This is a genomic window from Pseudomonas sp. S2_E01, from assembly GCF_054668365.1.
Genome location: NZ_CP162762.1, coordinates 5,414,993 through 5,430,540, shown reverse-complemented (window position 1 = coordinate 5,430,540; position 15,548 = coordinate 5,414,993). Strand labels below are relative to the sequence as shown.

The window sequence follows — 15,548 nt, the reverse complement described above, 5'->3', positions numbered from 1 at the left end:
CATCCCGTATCGTTTTCAACCCTGACCTTTGCTCGACCCCGGCTAGGCTTTGGGCATCGCAGCGGTCAAAGGAGTGGCAGCTCATGCGCAACACCCTGGAACAGGTTTTCGGTTATCCACAGTTTCGGCCTGGCCAGGAGGCAGCGGTGAGCGCAGTGCTTGCCGGGCGCTCGGCAGCAGCGATTTTCCCCACCGGTTCCGGCAAATCACTGTGTTACCAATTACCGGCCGTGTTGCTGCCGCACCTCACGTTGGTCGTCTCGCCACTGTTGGCATTGATGCAGGACCAGTTGGCGTTTCTGCAGCGTCACGGCATCGCGGCCGGCAGCATCGATTCCGCCCAGAGCCGCGAGGATGCGAGTTCAGTGATGGCCCGCGCCAAATCCGGCGAATTGAAGATCCTGATGATTTCCGTGGAGCGGCTGAAGAACGAGCGCTTCCGGCATTTTCTGCAACAGGTGCCGCTCTCGCTACTGGTGGTGGACGAGGCTCACTGTATCTCGGAGTGGGGCCACAACTTCCGCCCCGACTACCTCAAGCTTCCCGACTATCAACGCCAGTTCAAGATCCCTCAAGTGCTGCTGCTCACTGCCACGGCAACGCCCAAGGTCATTGCGGACATGCAGGCCAGGTTCGCCATTGCCCCCGCAGACGTGGTGACCACCGGTTTCTACCGCCCCAACCTCAATCTGCTGGTGGAACCGGTACGCGGTCAGGACAAGCGCCGACGCCTGGTCGAGTGGATGCAACAACGCATCGGTCAGCCGAGCATTGTCTACGTCACCCAGCAAAAAACCGCCGAGCAGGTTGCAGAGCACCTGGAGCGCAACGGCATTCAAGCCCAGGCGTATCACGCCGGCTTGCCGCACGAACAGCGCGAAGCGATTCAAAAGCGCTTCATGGCTGGGCAATCCAATTGCATCGTCGCAACCATTGCCTTTGGCATGGGTATCGATAAGAGCGATATCCGCAACGTCGTGCATTTCGATCTGCCGAAGTCCATCGAAAACTACAGCCAGGAAATCGGCCGTGCAGGGCGCGATGGGCTGCCGTCGGACTGCCTCGTCCTGGCTAATCGTGACAGCCTTAATGTGTTGGAAAACTTCGTCTACGGCGATACGCCGGAACTGAGCGGCATTCGTTGCGTGCTGGACGAATTGCAGGCCGCCGCGCCTTCAGGGCAGTGGGAGTTTCTGCTGGGTCCACTGGCCGACCAGAGCAACATTCGACAGTTGCCGCTCAAAACCCTGCTGGTGCAGTTGGAGTTGCGTGGAATCATCGCACCGCGTTATGCCTATTACGCTGAGTACCGTTTCAAGTATTTGCTTGAGCCGCAAGATCTGCTGGCCCGTTTCGAGGGTGAGCGCAGGGACTTCGTGGCGGCGATCATCCAGACCTCACCCCGCGCTCGAACCTGGGCCACAGTGAATTTTGACGCACTCTACGAGCAGTTTTCCGCCGAGCGCGGTCGGGTGGTCAAGGCGCTGGATTACTTCCAGGAGAAGGGATGGGTCGAGCTTGAAAGCAAGCAGATGACGGAGGTCTACAGCCTGTTGCAAACCGACTTCGACAGTCAGGCCCTGAGTGCTGAGCTGCACGCCGGGTTCACTCGGCACGAGCGCACCGAAATCTCACGCATCCACGCCATGCTGGCGTTATTCGCCACTGATCGCTGCCTGGGTTATCGCCTGGCCGAGTACTTTGGCGATGAAAACGCACCGCGGCGATGTGGACATTGTTCAGTGTGTCATGGGCAAGTAGCGCGATTGCCGGAGCCTGCGGAGCTACCCGCGCTTGTGGAAAAGAGTTTCGAGGCGTTGTGTGGTGAGTTTATTCGCAGGCACCAGCAGCATTCAGGTGGCGTACCTTCTGCCGAGCGAATGACGCGGTTCTTGTGCGGGATCAGCGTGCCACTGTTCACCAAACTCAAGGCGCGGTCGATTGTGGGGTTCGCGGCGCTGGAGGCGTATCCCTATGGCGAAGTGCGGGAGTGGGTTGAGGGGCATCCATTCGCTGAATACCTGACATCACACGCATAAATCCCGCAAACGTTTAAGGTGGTGCCTGTTACGCCGTCCTGTCTTCACACGAGAGAACAACAAAAAATGAGCCAGACGCCATACAACATTCAGCGCGCCGCCGTCATCGGTGCAGGCACCATGGGCCGTGGCATTGTCATGTGCCTGATCAACGCCGGGGTACCGGTGCAGTGGGTCGATAACAACCCGCAGATGCTCGAGCAGGCACTGGCCGCCGTGGCTGATACCTTGGCGCACAACGTTCGGCAGGGCCGGATCGACCAGGTCGAAGCGGATGCGCGTATTGCCCGTATCGAGACGGCGGTCGATTACATCGCGATTCGCAACGTCGACCTGGTGATCGAAGCGGTTTACGAAAACCTTGAACTCAAACAAAAAATATTCCGTGAGCTCGATGGCCTGCTCAAGCCCGAAGCCATCCTGGCGAGCAATACCTCGGCGCTGGACATCGATGCGATTGCTGCCGCCACTCGCCGCCCGCAACAGGTGTTGGGCCTTCATTTCTTCAGCCCGGCACACATCATGAAACTGCTGGAAATCGTACGCGGCGCCCAAACCGCGCCAGCAGTGCTGGAAGCCGCGCTGGCGCTGGGCAAGCGCATGGGCAAGGTCAGTGTGGTGGCGGGTAACTGCGATGGGTTCATTGGCAACCGCATGCTCAATACCTACGTGCTGGAGACCCGCAAGATGTTGCTCGAGGGCGCTCTACCCTACCAGGTCGACGCCGCATTGCAGGGTTTCGGATTCGCCATGGGCCCGTTTCGCATGTTCGATGTGGTCGGTATCGATCTGCAATGGCGCGCGCGGGAATTGGCGGGTGTCGGACAGGATGCGCCGCAGGTGCAGGTGGATAACCGCCTGTGTGAAATGGGACGTTTTGGCCAGAAAAGCGGCAATGGCTACTACCACTACGAAGCGGGCAGTCGTCAGGCCGAGCACGATTTGGTGGTGGATGCGCTGGTGCTGGAAGTCAGCGAAAGCCTGGGCTATCAACGACGTGAGATTGCGCCTGAGGAGATTCTCGAGCGTTGCCTGCTGGCGCTGGTGAACGAAGGGGCAAAGATCCTCCAGGAAGGCGTCGCGGCGTCTGCCCATGACATCGACCTGGTGTATCTCAATGGCTACGGCTTCCCGGCGGACAAGGGTGGGCCGATGGCCTGGGCAGATCGGCAGGGCCTGGCGGACATCCATGCGCGCCTGCTGGCGTTGGAAACCCGGCAGGGCGATCACTGGCAGCCTGCGCGATTGATTGGTGAATTGGCGGCGCAGGGCAAGGGGTTTGCTGAGCAATGATTGGCATGGCGCCTGTGAGGGCGCTATCGCGGGCAAGCCCGCTCCCACAGGAGGGTGTAGCGCATCCATTGTGGGAGGGCTTGCTCCGGGCGGCGTTCCGACGATGAACGATAACGCCGATTTCGCCTTAGACTAGCGAACTCACTCAGGAACCCACATTGATGCCGCTACGCACTGAATACCCCCACCTCCAACCCATCACCACCCGTTGGCACGACAACGATGCCTACGGTCACGTCAACAACGTGACTTACTACAGCTTTTTCGACACTGCGGTGAACACCTACCTGATCGAAGTCGGTGGCCTGGACATTCACGACGGTGAAGTCGTCGGGTTCGTGGTAAGTTCGGCCTGCGATTACTTTGCTTCCATCGCGTTCCCCGACCGGATAGAGATCGGTCTGCGCGTGGCCAAGCTGGGCAACAGTTCGGTGCAATACGAGCTGGCGGTGTTCAAGGCGGGGGAAGACGAAGCCTGCGCGGCCGGGCGCTTCGTGCATGTATTTGTGGATCGGGCGTCGAATCAGCCCGTGGCCATTCCTGCCGGGTTGCGCGGGGCCCTCGAGCGCTTGGTCGTTTAAACCGGGCAAAAAAAATCGCAGCCCTGAGGCTGCGATTTTTGACCTGAAACACAACCGGTCTCAATCACGGTGACGGTAGTACTTCTTGTGCTTGCGATGGCCATAGTGGTGCCCGCGATCATGGTGGCCGTCACGGTAGTAGCGACCACCACGACGATCGTCATCGTCGTCATCGCTTTTGTTGCCCATATAGTTACCCAACGCGCCACCGGCGCCACCGCCTGCGGCAGAGCCGATCAGGCTGCCGGTGCTGCCACCCAGGCTGCGACCGACCACGTTACCGCCTGCCGCGCCCAGCGCACCGCCAATGGCTGCTTCGCCACGGCTGCGTTTGTCTGCGCCGACGGCGCTACCACCCGCGCCACCCAGGGCCGCGCCAATGGTTGAACCTGTGTTGCCGCCTAACGATTGACCGACGACCGAGCCTAGAACCCCGCCCAATGCGCCGCCCACACCTGCTTCGGTGGTGCCACCGGCAGAGGCAATGCCACTAACCAGGCCAAGGGACAACAAGAGAATCGAGGAGAACTTCATGGAGGAACCTCAAGGGGATGACGACGCGATCCTGACGCTGTGTCTGGGGTGTGACAATCGAAATCCGACGAGTAACACGACTTCAGCACATTTCTATAAGTTACTGTTTTCTATGCGGAACTTAATGCTTTTTCGTCGGTCTTTAGCTACTTCGGAAGGGCCGTTTTTGTGAGAAAACGGCCTTTTTTGTGGGCGTTTGGAAAGTGATCGTTCAGGGATTGATGTTGTTCATTCTGACGCCATCGCGGGCAAGCCCGCTCCTACAGCGATGGGCCCAGTACAGCCGCTACATCAAGCCGACCTGGCCATGATCAACCCATTATCACTCGCCGCTTCCAGGCGAATCGCCACGAACTTCGACGTCGGCGTATGGCTGCCATCGCCAATGCTTTCCAGTGGCACCAGGGGGTTCACTTCCGGATAGTACGCGGCCGCTTGGCCTGCGGGGATGTCGAACGCCAGCAAGGTAAACCCTTTGACCCGACGTTCGCGGCCATCATCCCAGAGCGAGACGATGTCGGCTTTCTGTCCAGGTTTGAAGCCCAGTCGAATGATGTCTGCCTCGTTGACGAACAGCACATCACGCTGACCTTTTACCCCGCGATAACGGTCGTTGAGACCGTAGATCGTAGTGTTGTACTGATCGTGGGAGCGCATCGATTGCATGATCAGGTCTGGCATCACACCCGTAGCGCGGGTGCGTTCGTGTACCAGGTCCTGTGGCAGCACATTGGCGCGGAAGTTGGCCCGACCCGAGGCGGTGGCCCACTTGCGCGCACCGGCTGTGTTGCCCAGATAGAAACCGCCCTTGTTCTTGATCTTCTCGTTGAAGCCCTTGAAGTTCGGGAGAATATCCGCGATCAGGTCGCGAATACGGCTGTAGTCGGCCACCAGCCAGTTCCAGTCCACCGGGTGGTTGCCCAGGGTAGCGGCGGCGATACCGGCCAGGATTGCCGGTTCCGAGCGCATCTGGTTCGACAGCGGCTGCAACTGGCCGTTGGAAGCGTGCACCATGCTGAAGGAGTCTTCCACGGTGACCGCTTGTGGGCCTTCGGTCTGGATATCGATGTCGGTGCGACCCAGGCACGGCAGGATCAGCGCGTCTTTGCCGCGAGCCAAATGGCTGCGATTGAGCTTGGTGCTGATCTGCACGGTCAGGTCGCAATTGCTCAGGGCCTTGAACGTGCGGGGGCTGTCCGGGGTGGCCTGGGCGAAGTTACCCCCCAGACCGATGAAGACCTTGGCCCGGCCTTCAGCCATGGCATGAATCGCCTCGACCACGTTGTGGCCGTTTTCGCGCGGGACCTTGAACTGGAAGCGACGTTCCAGGGCATCAAGGAACGCCACCGGAGGTCGCTCGTTGATGCCCATCGTGCGGTCACCCTGCACGTTGCTGTGGCCACGCACCGGGCACAGGCCGGCGCCCGGCCTGCCGATGTTGCCGCGCAACAGCATCAGGTTGGCGATTTCCTGGATGGTGGCCACCGAGTGACGATGCTGCGTGATGCCCATGGCCCAGCACATGATGACGTTCTTGCCCTTGGCGTACATGCGCGCCGCTTGTTCGATCTCGACCAAGGTCAGGCCGGACTGCTCGACAATCTGGTCCCACGAGGTGTCATCGATGACTGCCAGGTAATCCAGCACGTTGACGCTGTGCTCGTTGAGAAAGTCGTGATCGAACACGGCCGGTGCGCCAGCCTTCTGCGCATCGCGTTCCCATTGAAGGAGGAACTTGGCCATGCCGCGCATCAACGCCATGTCGCCGCCCAGTGCTGGACGGAAGTAGGCGGTGTTGGTCGGCTTGTCACCGTTGGTGAGCATTTCGATCGGCTTTTGCGGGTTCTGGAAGCGTTCCAGGCCGCGCTCCTTCAGTGGGTTGACGCACACCACCTGGGCGCCGCGCTTCACCGCTTCACGCAGTGGTTCAAGCATCCGCGGGTGGTTGGTGCCGGGGTTCTGGCCCCAGACGAAAATGGCGTCGGCGTGCTCGAAGTCATCATAGGTCACGGTGCCTTTGCCGACGCCGACGCTCTGTGACAGCGCGACACCGCTGGCTTCGTGGCACATGTTCGAGCAGTCGGGGAAGTTGTTGGTGCCATAAGCTCGGACGAACAACTGGTAGAGGAACGCCGCTTCGTTGCTGGCCCGGCCCGAGGTGTAAAACTCGGCCTGATCGGGGCTGGACAGGCCGCGCAGGTGTCTGGCGATCAGCGCGAAGGCATCGTCCCAGCTGATCGGCTGATAGCGGTCGGTTTCGGCGTTGTAGCTCATGGGCTCGGTGATTCGCCCCTGGTACTCAAGCCAGTAGTCACTTTGCTCCAGCAGAGCGGTAACGCTGTGTTTGGCGAAGAACTTACTGTCCACGCGTCGCTTGGTTGCTTCCCAGTTCACCGCCTTGGCGCCGTTCTCGCAGAACATCACCATGCCGCCTTCCAACGAATCGCCCCAGGCGCAACCCGGGCAGTCGAAACCGCCGTTCTTGTTGGTCTTGAGCATCATGCGCAGGTTCTTCAGCGCGTTGTCGCTGGTCAGCCAGGCCTGGGTCACGCTGATCAGCGCGCCCCAGCCACCGGCCGGGCCTTTGTAGGGTTTGTAGCGAGGGACGGGGGTCTGATCGGCTTGACGGTGTTGACTCACGCTTGGCTCTCCAACGCCGGGCTGTAGACCCGTGGGGCGTTCTTCTGTGGCAAATGGATAAGATTGAGGTTATGGCGACGGGCCCATTGCACGGCCAGGCCCGTGGGCGATGACAGGGTGACCAGGGTCTGGATGCCTGCGCGCAAAACTTTCTGGATCAATTCGAGGCTGCAACGACTGGTGACAATGGCCACACCGCCTGCCGTTGGGATTTTCTGGCGGATCAGTCCGCCAATCAGCTTGTCGAGGGCGTTGTGCCGGCCGATGTCCTCACGTCCCAGGCGCAATTCGCCGGTGGCGTCCATGAACACGGCTGCATGCACCGCGCCGCTGTACTGGCCCAAGGGCTGAAAGGCACCGATGCGCTGGCGCAGGCCCTCGAGCCATTCGACCGGGGGCAACGGCGTGCCCGGCATGACCTTGAGGTCGGGCAGCGCCTGCTCTACTGCTTCCACGCCACACAACCCGCAACCGCTGGTGCCGGCCAGTTGTCGACGCTGTTGCTTGAGGTTCCAGAAGGCGCGGTTGGCGATGGTCACTTGCGCATACTGCGCCGACCCCGAGCCACTGAGTTGCAGGTCGTAGATGTCGGAGGGGTCTTCGATGATGCCGCTGCCAATGCTGAAGCCCACGATGAAATCTTCAAGATCGGTCGGGGTTACCAGCATGACCGCCTGATTGATGCCGTTGTAGGCGATCGACAGCGCGACCTCTTCGGCCAGTGCAGTACTGGCATTTTCAGTGTATTGAAGGTCGCTGTAGGTGTACGTCTGGCTGGCGGCGGGCGCGGGCGTTTCGAGGGCTGGCGCCGCGCAGGTTGGGCGCTTGGCGTTCATGGGGCATCACCAACGGTTTGGTCAGTGTTAAGCCTAAGCGCGACAATGTGTCGCGTCTAATTGCTATTACTGATCTGCCGATAGATGACGTCGATCAAGAGTCGGTCGGTGATTTCTGATACAGCGCGAAACAGGCTTCCGCCAGCGCCGAGCGCGGTGCGCTGCGGCGCATGATCAGCCCCAGCCGGCTGAGGGTTTGCGCGTTTTCAATCGGCTGCAGGCGCAAGTGGTCGGTCAGGTTTTCCAGGCCGCCTTCCAGCGGCATCACCGCGCAGCACAAGCCACCGTGAACAGCCTGCAGCAACTGATGCACCGCATCGGTCTGCAACAGCGGCTGGGGGCTGAGGCCGCGACTGTGGAAGTTGTGATCGATGGACTGGCGAAAATGCATGCCGCTGGTGAGCATGCCCAGCGGCAATTCGATCAGCGACTCCCAGCTTAGCGGCGCTTCGCCGAAGCTGAAGAAGCGTTGATCGTAGAGCAGCCCCATTCGGGTTTCGCTGAAGGCCAGTGAATCGAAACGCTCGGCGTCCAGGCGCTCCAGGTAGGACACGCCGAGGTCCAGGCGATTGTTCGCCAGTTGTTCGAGGATCTGCTCGGAACTCAACGACGACAGTTCGAAGCGCAGGTTCGGGTGCTGGGTGTGCAGGCGTTGCATCAGCGGCAGCGGATCGAAACTCGACAACGGCACCACGCCCAGGCGCAACGTACCCACCAGGTTGCCACGACAGGCTGCGGCCTCGGCTTGCAAGCCATCGCACGCCGCCAGTACGGTGCGCGCCCAGGCCAGTACCCGTTCGCCCGGCGCGGTGAATCCTTCAAAGCGCTGACCACGCTTGACCAGTGGCAGATCCAGCTCTTCCTCAAGGCTGCGCAGGCGCATGGACAGGGTCGGCTGGGTGATGTGGCAACGCGCGGCGGCCTGGCCGAAGTGCCGGGTTTCGTCGAGGGCGATGAGGAATTTCAGCTGCTTGATGTCCATCTTCGTTCCAGGGCGCGGGTAGACCGGGATTCTAGCGCCTGGGGACAAGTGGCGTCATTGGTCGGTTTGGATCCTTCTTTGGCAAAGCTGGACTAGGCTTTTACGTCTGGACACATACATTCCAAGGAGAGCGCACAATGAGTCTGTTCAGTTTTCTGAGAGAAGCGGGTGAAAAAATCCTCGATGCGCTGACGCCGGACAAGGCCGAAGCCAACAGCGAGGCACTGACCAAACATGTGAAGGATGCACTGACGGGGATCGACACGTCGAAAATTCAGGTGAAGGTCGAAGGCGAGAAGGTCATCGCCACGGGCGAGGCGAGCAGTCAGGAAGAGAAGGAAAAAATTCTCCTGGCGCTGGGCAATGTGGCAGGTATCAGTGGTGTTGAAGACCAGATCACGGTAACCGGGCCGGTCGTCGTTGCCTCGAAGTTCGTGGTGGTACAGAGGGGCGATACCCTGAGCGCTATTTCGTTGCGGGTGTATGGCGATGCCAACAAGTATCAGAAGATTTTCGAGGCCAACAAGCCGATGCTCAAGGATGTGAACAAGATTTATCCGGGGCAGTCGTTGCGGATTCCTGATTAGTCCCTAAGATCGCCATCGCGGGCAAGCCCGCTCCTACAGGGGCACCGCCGTACCTGTAGGAGCGGGCTTGCCCGCGATGGGTTCACCTCGGTCTCAAAGCCCGGCAATCAACTCCCGATAATCCCCCACCGCCGCAAACTCGGCCGTGTCCTTGGGGCCCTTGCGGCTGTCCGGCTCCCGTACCGCGAGCAAATGCGCCACCCCATAATCCCGGGCGCTGCGCAGGATCGGCAAGGTGTCGTCGATAAACAGGCTACGCGCAGGGTCGAACCCGATGTCGGCCTGCAAGGCATCCCAGAACTGCCGGTTTTCCTTGGGGAAGCCATAGTCGTGGGAGCTGATCAGGCGTTCGAAGTACGGTGCCAGTTCCACTCTTTCCAGCTTCAATGACAGCGAGTCGCGGTGCGCATTGGTGATCAACACCACACGCTTGCCGGCGTGCTTGACGGCGGCCAGGAATGTGTCGGCGTCCTGGCGCAGGGCGATCAGGTGTGCGGTTTCCAGTTTCAGTTCGCGCACCGGCAATTTCAGCTCGGCGCTCCAGAAGTCCAGGCAATACCACTGCAACTGCCCGGCATTGCGCTCGAACAGCGGTTGTAACTCCATTTCGGCCATGGCCCGACTCACGCCGTGCAAGTCGGCGTAACGCTGGGGCAGGTGTTCGAGCCAGAAGTGGTTGTCGAAGTGCAGGTCCAACAGCGTGCCGTCCATGTCCAGCAGAACGGTGTCGATGTCGCGCCACGGCAGCAGTGACATAAAAAACTTCTCCAACGGTAAAAAAGATATCCGGGATCAACAATCAGGATAGGCCGGGTATAGTAACCCGTTCACGCCAAGGAGCTTTTCATGCGCCAGAAACCCACTGTCCTCGCCCGCGAGATTGTCGCCACCAGCCGCCTGTTCTGCGTTGAAGAGCTCAAGCTGCGCTTTTCCAATGGTGCGGAGCGTACTTATGAGCGGTTGGTGGGCAAGGGCGCTGGATATGGGGCAGTGATGATCGTGGCGATGCTCGATACAGAGCACGCCGTGCTGGTCGAAGAGTATTGCGGTGGTACCGATGCGTACGAGCTGTCGTTGCCCAAGGGTTTGATCGAGCCGGGCGAAGACGTGTTGGCGGCGGCGGAGCGCGAGCTCAAGGAAGAGGCTGGCTATGGCGCGCGTCAATTGGTACACCTGACCGAGTTATCGCTGTCCCCCGGTTACATGAGTCAGAAGATCCAGGTGGTGTTGGCCACGGATCTGTATGAAGAACGGCTGGAAGGTGACGAGCCTGAGCCGATGGGGGTGGAGACGATCAATCTTCGCGAGCTGTCTGCGCTGGCGCAGAACCCGAAATTCACCGAGGGTCGCGCCCTGGCGGCGTTGTACCTGGCCCGTGACCTGCTGACTCAGCGCGGAGTGTTCCTGCCATGACGTTCCCGCATCCATTGATGGCACCCGTGGTGGAACTCGCGTTGCAGGCCGGAGAGTCGATCCTGCCGTTTTGGCGCACCGGTACGGCGGTGACCGCCAAAGCCGATGATTCACCGGTCACGGCGGCCGACCTCGCCGCCCATCACCTGATCCTGGCCGGGCTGACGGCGCTCGACCCGAGCATCCCGGTGCTTTCCGAAGAGGACGCCAACATCTCCCAAAGCGTGCGCGCCGGCTGGCAGCGCTGGTGGTTGGTCGATCCATTGGATGGCACCAAGGAATTCATTGCCGGCAGCGAAGAGTTCACCGTCAACATCGCCTTGATCGAGCAGGGCCGGGTGGTGTTTGGGGTGGTGTCGATGCCGACCAATGGACGCTTTTATGCCGGCGGTGCGGGGCTCGGGGCCTGGCGCGGCGATCGAGGTGCCGAGCCGCGAACGATTCGGGTCCGTAATGCGCCGGCCCCCGGGCAGCCATTCACCGTGGTCGCCAGCCGTCGGCACTCGAGCCCGGAGCAGGAACGGTTGCTGACGGGATTGAGCGCCAGCCTGGGTGATCTCGAATTGGCCAGCATTGGCAGCTCGTTGAAATTCTGCCTGCTGGCCGAAGGCGCGGCGGATTGTTACCCGCGCCTGGCGCCGACGTCCCAGTGGGACACGGCGGCAGCCCAGGGTGTTCTCGAAGGTGCCGGTGGTGAAGTGCTGGATTTGAATGGCGCGACCTTCAGCTATCCAGCGCGTGAGTCACTGCTCAATGAATTCTTCCTGGCGCTGCCGGCGCAGGCGGCCTGGCGTGAAACGTTGCTGGCGCTGGCGCGTAGCTAAGGCCCCTGTAGGAGCGAGCTTGCTCGCGATGGCGGACTGTCAGCCGACACATGTGCAAGCTGACACACCGCCATCGCGAGCAAGCTCGCTCCTCAGGTGATGAATCACGATCAGCGGTGCAGGACGTACTGCCCGGTAAACGTCACGGCATCGTCATCGCTGTTCACGTTGACGACCCGCGAATGCAACGTCAGCCGCGCCCGTCCATAACGCTGGTACATCGCCAGGAATTTCTTCCACACCGCCGCACTCGGCGCCTGGCAGATTGCCGTGGCGTCACCGGTTACCGGCAGCGGATAGCTGATCTGTCCTTCGTGGATCACGATGTGCCCGTCGTCGATTCCTTCTTCGCGCAAGCGCAAATGCAGCCAGCCCCAACCGGCCAGTACCGCACCGCAATACAGGCTGCCGCCGAACATGGTGCTCTTGTGATTGACGTTGGCCTCCAGCGGCAAGTGCAGGCGCAGTTGCTGGTCGTGCCAATCGAGCACCTTGATGCCCATGGCTTGTGTCAGGGGAATGTCGTGATGCAGGACCGATTCCAGGTCGTGACTGTCGCGGTTCATGCGGGGCCTCTTGTTGGGCGTGAGCGGTTCAATCGTGTTCGTCGGTGGAATGTTGCGGGCTACTGTCGGCGAAGTTCAGACCGTGTTTGCGCAGTTTGTCGTGCAGGGTCTTGCGCGGAATGCCCAGGGCTTCCGCCAGGCTGCGTACCGAGCTGTGGGAGCGGGCCAGCTCGGCGGCAATCAATGACTTCTCGAAGTTCTCCACCTGCTCGCTCAGGCCGCCACTGACCATCTCTACAGGGGTGCCGGGCGCACCATCTGGCGGTTGGTTATCCAGCGCCAATTCCAGGCCCAGGGCGAAACGCTCGGCGGCGTTCTGCAGTTCCCGCACGTTGCCAGGCCACGTGTGGCGCAGCAACAGCGCCCGTTGCCCCGGTTGCAATTCATGGGGCGGCAAGCCATGGCGGGCGCTGGCTTCGTCGGCGAAGTGCTGGAACAGTACGAGTGCATCTTCACCGCGCTCGCGCAGTGGCGGGATTCGCAGCGGCGCGACGTTGAGGCGGTAGTACAAGTCGGCCCGGAAGCGGCCCTGATCGGCGGACTGGCGCAAGTCTTCCTTGGTCGCGGCGATGATGCGGATGTCCAACGGGATCAACTGATTGCCACCGAGGCGCTCCACCACTCGCTCTTGCAGCAAACGCAGCAGTTTCACCTGTACGTCCAGGCTCATGCTTTCAATTTCATCGAGGAACAACGTCCCGCCGTTGGCGAATTCGAACTTGCCGATGCGGCGTTTCTGCGCGCCGGTGAAAGCGCCTGGTTCGTGGCCGAACAGCTCGCTTTCCACCACAGACTCCGCCAGGGCACCGGCATTGATCGCCACGAACGGACCGTTACGCCGACCCGATAGATCGTGCAGCGCCCGGGCCACGACTTCTTTGCCAGCACCGGTTTCGCCGAGGATCAGGACGTCGGCCTTGGTCGCCGCCAGTGCACCGATTTGTTCGCGCAAACGCAGCATGGACGCCGATTGCCCGACCAGACGGGCACTGAGCTCATGACGATCGCTCAGGGCCAGGCGCAGGCTGCGGTTGTCCAGCACCAGGCGGCGCAACGCCAGTGCGCGGCGCACGCTGTCGAGCAAGGCGTCGCTGGCAAAGGGTTTTTCAAGAAAATCGTAGGCTCCGGCTCGCATCGCTTGCACCGCCAGCGGTACGTCGCCGTGGCCGGTAATCAACAGCACTGGCAACTCCGGGTCGAGTGCATGCAGTTCACTGAGTAACTCCAGGCCGTCCATGCCCGGCATGCGGATGTCGCTGACCACCACCCCCGGCCAGTCGCGCTCCAGTTGTCCGGCCAGGCCCTTGGCTTCGCCCAGCGACAGGATTTTCAGGCCGGCCAGGTCCAGGGTCTGGCTCAGGGCCTGGCGCAGATGCGGATCATCGTCGATCAACACGACCTGCAGTTGGTTGTCGATGGTCATGCACTTCGGTCCTCGGACGGTTGCAGGCTCACGCCCGGTGCGCCTGCGCGCAGTTTCAGGGTAATCAGTGCGCCGCCTTCCTTGTGGTTGGAGAACAACAGTTCCCCACCGAAGGCGAGCATCAGCGTTTCACAGATCGCCAGCCCCAGGCCCAACCCTTGCGTACGCGTCTTGGTGGTGTAGAAGGGCTCGCTGGCGCGGCCCAGGGCCTCCATGCAGAAACCCGGACCGTTGTCGCGAATGGTCAGGGTGACGCCCTCCGCCGTGGATTGGGCACTCAGCCAGAGTTTACGCGGCGGCCCCTTTTCCGTCAGCGCGTCGAGGGCGTTGGCCAGCAGGTTACCGAGCACCTGACGCAAACGGGTTTCCCCGGCCTCGACCCACAGGGTGGCTGCCGGCAGGTCACGAATCAGCTCGACCTCCATGCTGCGTCGGCGCTTGGCCAGCAGCGCCAGCGCATCATCCAGCGCCGGTTGCAACGCCACGCTTTCCGGCGCGTGACGGTCACGGCGGGCAAAGGCGCGCAAATGGGCGATGATCGAAGCCATGCGCCCGGTCAGTTCGCTGATCAGCTTCAAATTGCCACGCGCATCCTCGGTACGTTGATGATCGAGTAGCACCTCGGCATTTTCCGCGTAGCTGCGAATAGCCGCCAACGGTTGATTGAGCTCGTGGCTGATGCTCGCTGACATGGTGCCCAGTGCCGACAGCTTGCCCGCCTGGACCAGGTCATCCTGGGCGCGCACCAGCTCCTGTTGCGCCTGCTCGCGCTCCAGCACTTCCTGCTTCAGGCGGCGGTTGAGGCCCTCGAGGTCGCTGGTACGCTCGGCGACACGGCCTTCCAGTTCGCGCCGGGCCTTGGCCTCGAACGCGATCCGGTCCAGATAATGCCGACGACGTTGCATCATCAGTCCCAGCAGCAGCATCAACACCAGTAACGTGGCGCCACCGATGGCGACCACCGTGCGTACCGGGCGATCAATCAGCGTGCGAGGTGCAAGGATGCTGACGCTCCAGCCGGTTTCATCAATTTGCTGGGTCTGGGTCAACCAGGCCTCTGGGCTTAGACTCAACGCCTTGGGTTCGCGGGTCGGGTAGGGTTGAATCGCAGTGATTGCAGCGCGCTCGGCATCACTCAATGGCCGAGTCGCGCGAAAGCGCCACTCCGAGCGCGAGGTCAGGATGACCACGCCGTTATGGTCGGTTACCAGCAGTTGCTCGGGGGTTTTGCCCCATAGGCTTTCCGTGTGGTCCAGGTCGACCTTGGTCACCAGCACGCCAATGACTTTTTCACCATCACGTACGGCGGCGGCGAAGAAGTACCCGCGCTTGGCGGACGTGGTACCCAAGCCGAAAAATCGCCCCAGACGACCGGCCATGGCCTCGCTGAAATACGGTCGGAACGCGAAATTTCGCCCGACAAAACTGTCATGTTTGTCCCAGTTGGACGCGGCGATCGTATTGCCCTGGGTGTCCATCAGGTACATGACTTCGGCACCGGTCTGCAGGGCGATGTTTTTCAACAGCCGGTTGGCATTGCCTTGAACGACACCGTCATTCGGTGCCATCAGGTCCGCGCGCAGGGCGGGCAGGTCGCCGAGGATCTGCGGCAGCACTTCATAACGGTGCAGGGTGCCCAGCAGGTTGGCGACGTACAGGTCGAGGGTCTGGCGGTTCTGCCCGGCCAATTCGCTGCGGTAGTAGCGCTCGGCCAGATGTTCCAGCGGCCACAGCAAGGGCGCCAGGCACAGCGCAAGCAGGGCCAGGCTACGCCAGCGGGGTCTGCGGGGAACGGTGGGAGTCATGAGCTCAAGCGCCTGTGGGTACAGG

14 protein-coding genes are annotated in these 15,548 nt (G+C 61.3%); 6 read left to right on the top strand and 8 right to left on the bottom strand.

Going from position 1 to position 15,548, the window contains the following annotated elements:
- Positions 1–83 precede the first annotated feature (83 nt).
- The 3 genes from AB4O36_RS25015 (at position 84) to AB4O36_RS25005 (ending at position 3,913) form a co-directional block, all read left to right on the top strand.
- Positions 84–2,039 carry a RecQ family ATP-dependent DNA helicase gene (locus AB4O36_RS25015; protein WP_460140519.1) on the top strand — a complete coding sequence of 652 codons (1,956 nt, stop codon included), beginning with the start codon at positions 84–86 and terminating at the stop codon, positions 2,037–2,039.
- 66 nt (positions 2,040–2,105) lie between these two features.
- Positions 2,106–3,332 carry a 3-hydroxyacyl-CoA dehydrogenase gene (locus AB4O36_RS25010; RefSeq protein ID WP_460140518.1) on the top strand — a complete coding sequence of 409 codons (1,227 nt, stop codon included), beginning with the start codon at positions 2,106–2,108 and terminating at the stop codon, positions 3,330–3,332.
- A gap of 161 nt (positions 3,333–3,493) precedes the next feature.
- Positions 3,494–3,913 (top strand): acyl-CoA thioesterase, encoded by a 420-nt coding sequence (locus AB4O36_RS25005; protein ID WP_371051203.1) that lies wholly within the window; start codon positions 3,494–3,496, stop codon positions 3,911–3,913.
- Between the two features lie 60 nt (positions 3,914–3,973).
- Here the strand turns inward: AB4O36_RS25005 and AB4O36_RS25000 are convergent, their stop codons facing one another.
- From AB4O36_RS25000 to AB4O36_RS24985, 4 genes are all read right to left on the bottom strand, one after another.
- Positions 3,974–4,447, bottom strand: a complete 474-nt coding sequence (locus AB4O36_RS25000; RefSeq protein WP_460119057.1) for a glycine zipper domain-containing protein — start codon at positions 4,445–4,447, stop codon at positions 3,974–3,976.
- Positions 4,448–4,738: 291 nt separating this feature from the next.
- Positions 4,739–7,087: an FdhF/YdeP family oxidoreductase gene (locus AB4O36_RS24995; RefSeq protein ID WP_460140517.1), complete on the bottom strand. Its 2,349-nt coding sequence runs from the start codon at positions 7,085–7,087 to the stop codon at positions 4,739–4,741.
- Positions 7,084–7,923 (bottom strand): formate dehydrogenase accessory sulfurtransferase FdhD, encoded by an 840-nt coding sequence (gene fdhD / locus AB4O36_RS24990; RefSeq protein ID WP_460140516.1) that lies wholly within the window; start codon positions 7,921–7,923, stop codon positions 7,084–7,086. The genes AB4O36_RS24995 and fdhD overlap by 4 nt, the downstream gene beginning before the upstream one ends.
- A 94-nt stretch (positions 7,924–8,017) precedes the next feature.
- Complete coding sequence (locus tag AB4O36_RS24985) at positions 8,018–8,905, bottom strand: LysR family transcriptional regulator (RefSeq protein ID WP_460119052.1); 888 nt, start codon at positions 8,903–8,905, stop codon at positions 8,018–8,020.
- A 137-nt stretch (positions 8,906–9,042) separates the two neighbouring features.
- Here AB4O36_RS24985 and lysM point away from each other — a divergent pair, with 137 nt between their 5' ends.
- The gene (gene lysM, locus AB4O36_RS24980) at positions 9,043–9,492 is read left to right on the top strand and encodes a peptidoglycan-binding protein LysM (RefSeq protein ID WP_460140515.1); all 450 of its coding nucleotides are present in this window, start codon (positions 9,043–9,045) and stop codon (positions 9,490–9,492) included.
- 93 nt (positions 9,493–9,585) lie between these two features.
- Here lysM and yrfG read toward each other — a convergent pair whose 3' ends face one another.
- Positions 9,586–10,248 (bottom strand): GMP/IMP nucleotidase, encoded by a 663-nt coding sequence (yrfG, locus tag AB4O36_RS24975; RefSeq protein WP_460119049.1) that lies wholly within the window; start codon positions 10,246–10,248, stop codon positions 9,586–9,588.
- Positions 10,249–10,338: 90 nt separating this feature from the next.
- Here yrfG and nudE point away from each other — a divergent pair, with 90 nt between their 5' ends.
- Both nudE and cysQ read left to right on the top strand, forming a co-directional pair.
- Complete coding sequence (gene nudE, locus AB4O36_RS24970; protein WP_460140514.1) at positions 10,339–10,905, top strand: ADP compounds hydrolase NudE; 567 nt, start codon at positions 10,339–10,341, stop codon at positions 10,903–10,905.
- A complete protein-coding gene (gene cysQ, locus AB4O36_RS24965; protein ID WP_460140513.1) occupies positions 10,902–11,729 on the top strand; it encodes a 3'(2'),5'-bisphosphate nucleotidase CysQ in 828 nt (275 codons plus the stop codon). Before nudE ends, cysQ begins: the two co-directional genes overlap by 4 nt.
- Positions 11,730–11,839: 110 nt before the next feature.
- Here the strand turns inward: cysQ and AB4O36_RS24960 are convergent, their stop codons facing one another.
- From AB4O36_RS24960 to AB4O36_RS24950, 3 genes are read right to left on the bottom strand one after another with little or no spacing between them, the layout of a single operon-like run.
- Positions 11,840–12,295 carry a thioesterase domain-containing protein gene (locus AB4O36_RS24960; RefSeq protein ID WP_460140512.1) on the bottom strand — a complete coding sequence of 152 codons (456 nt, stop codon included), beginning with the start codon at positions 12,293–12,295 and terminating at the stop codon, positions 11,840–11,842.
- A gap of 28 nt (positions 12,296–12,323) precedes the next feature.
- The gene (locus tag AB4O36_RS24955) at positions 12,324–13,718 is read right to left on the bottom strand and encodes a sigma-54-dependent transcriptional regulator (protein ID WP_460140511.1); all 1,395 of its coding nucleotides are present in this window, start codon (positions 13,716–13,718) and stop codon (positions 12,324–12,326) included.
- Positions 13,715–15,523: a sensor histidine kinase gene (locus tag AB4O36_RS24950; RefSeq protein ID WP_460140510.1), complete on the bottom strand. Its 1,809-nt coding sequence runs from the start codon at positions 15,521–15,523 to the stop codon at positions 13,715–13,717. The genes AB4O36_RS24955 and AB4O36_RS24950 overlap by 4 nt, the downstream gene beginning before the upstream one ends.
- Positions 15,524–15,548: the final 25 nt, after the last annotated feature.

Bases quoted from the DNA above. Each gene is read 5' to 3' on its own strand.
- fdhD (WP_460140516.1), bottom strand. From the start codon at position 7,923: ATGAACGCCAAGCGCCCAACCTGCGCGGCGCCAGCCCTCGAAACGCCC.
- AB4O36_RS24960 (WP_460140512.1), bottom strand. From the start codon at position 12,295: ATGAACCGCGACAGTCACGACCTGGAATCGGTCCTGCATCACGACATT.
- AB4O36_RS24955 (WP_460140511.1), bottom strand. From the start codon at position 13,718: ATGACCATCGACAACCAACTGCAGGTCGTGTTGATCGACGATGATCCG.
- AB4O36_RS25010 (WP_460140518.1), top strand. From the start codon at position 2,106: ATGAGCCAGACGCCATACAACATTCAGCGCGCCGCCGTCATCGGTGCA.
- lysM (WP_460140515.1), top strand. From the start codon at position 9,043: ATGAGTCTGTTCAGTTTTCTGAGAGAAGCGGGTGAAAAAATCCTCGAT.
- yrfG (WP_460119049.1), bottom strand. From the start codon at position 10,248: ATGTCACTGCTGCCGTGGCGCGACATCGACACCGTTCTGCTGGACATG.
- AB4O36_RS25000 (WP_460119057.1), bottom strand. From the start codon at position 4,447: ATGAAGTTCTCCTCGATTCTCTTGTTGTCCCTTGGCCTGGTTAGTGGC.
- AB4O36_RS24985 (WP_460119052.1), bottom strand. From the start codon at position 8,905: ATGGACATCAAGCAGCTGAAATTCCTCATCGCCCTCGACGAAACCCGG.
- AB4O36_RS24950 (WP_460140510.1), bottom strand. From the start codon at position 15,523: ATGACTCCCACCGTTCCCCGCAGACCCCGCTGGCGTAGCCTGGCCCTG.
- AB4O36_RS25005 (WP_371051203.1), top strand. From the start codon at position 3,494: ATGCCGCTACGCACTGAATACCCCCACCTCCAACCCATCACCACCCGT.
- AB4O36_RS25015 (WP_460140519.1), top strand. From the start codon at position 84: ATGCGCAACACCCTGGAACAGGTTTTCGGTTATCCACAGTTTCGGCCT.
- nudE (WP_460140514.1), top strand. From the start codon at position 10,339: ATGCGCCAGAAACCCACTGTCCTCGCCCGCGAGATTGTCGCCACCAGC.
- cysQ (WP_460140513.1), top strand. From the start codon at position 10,902: ATGACGTTCCCGCATCCATTGATGGCACCCGTGGTGGAACTCGCGTTG.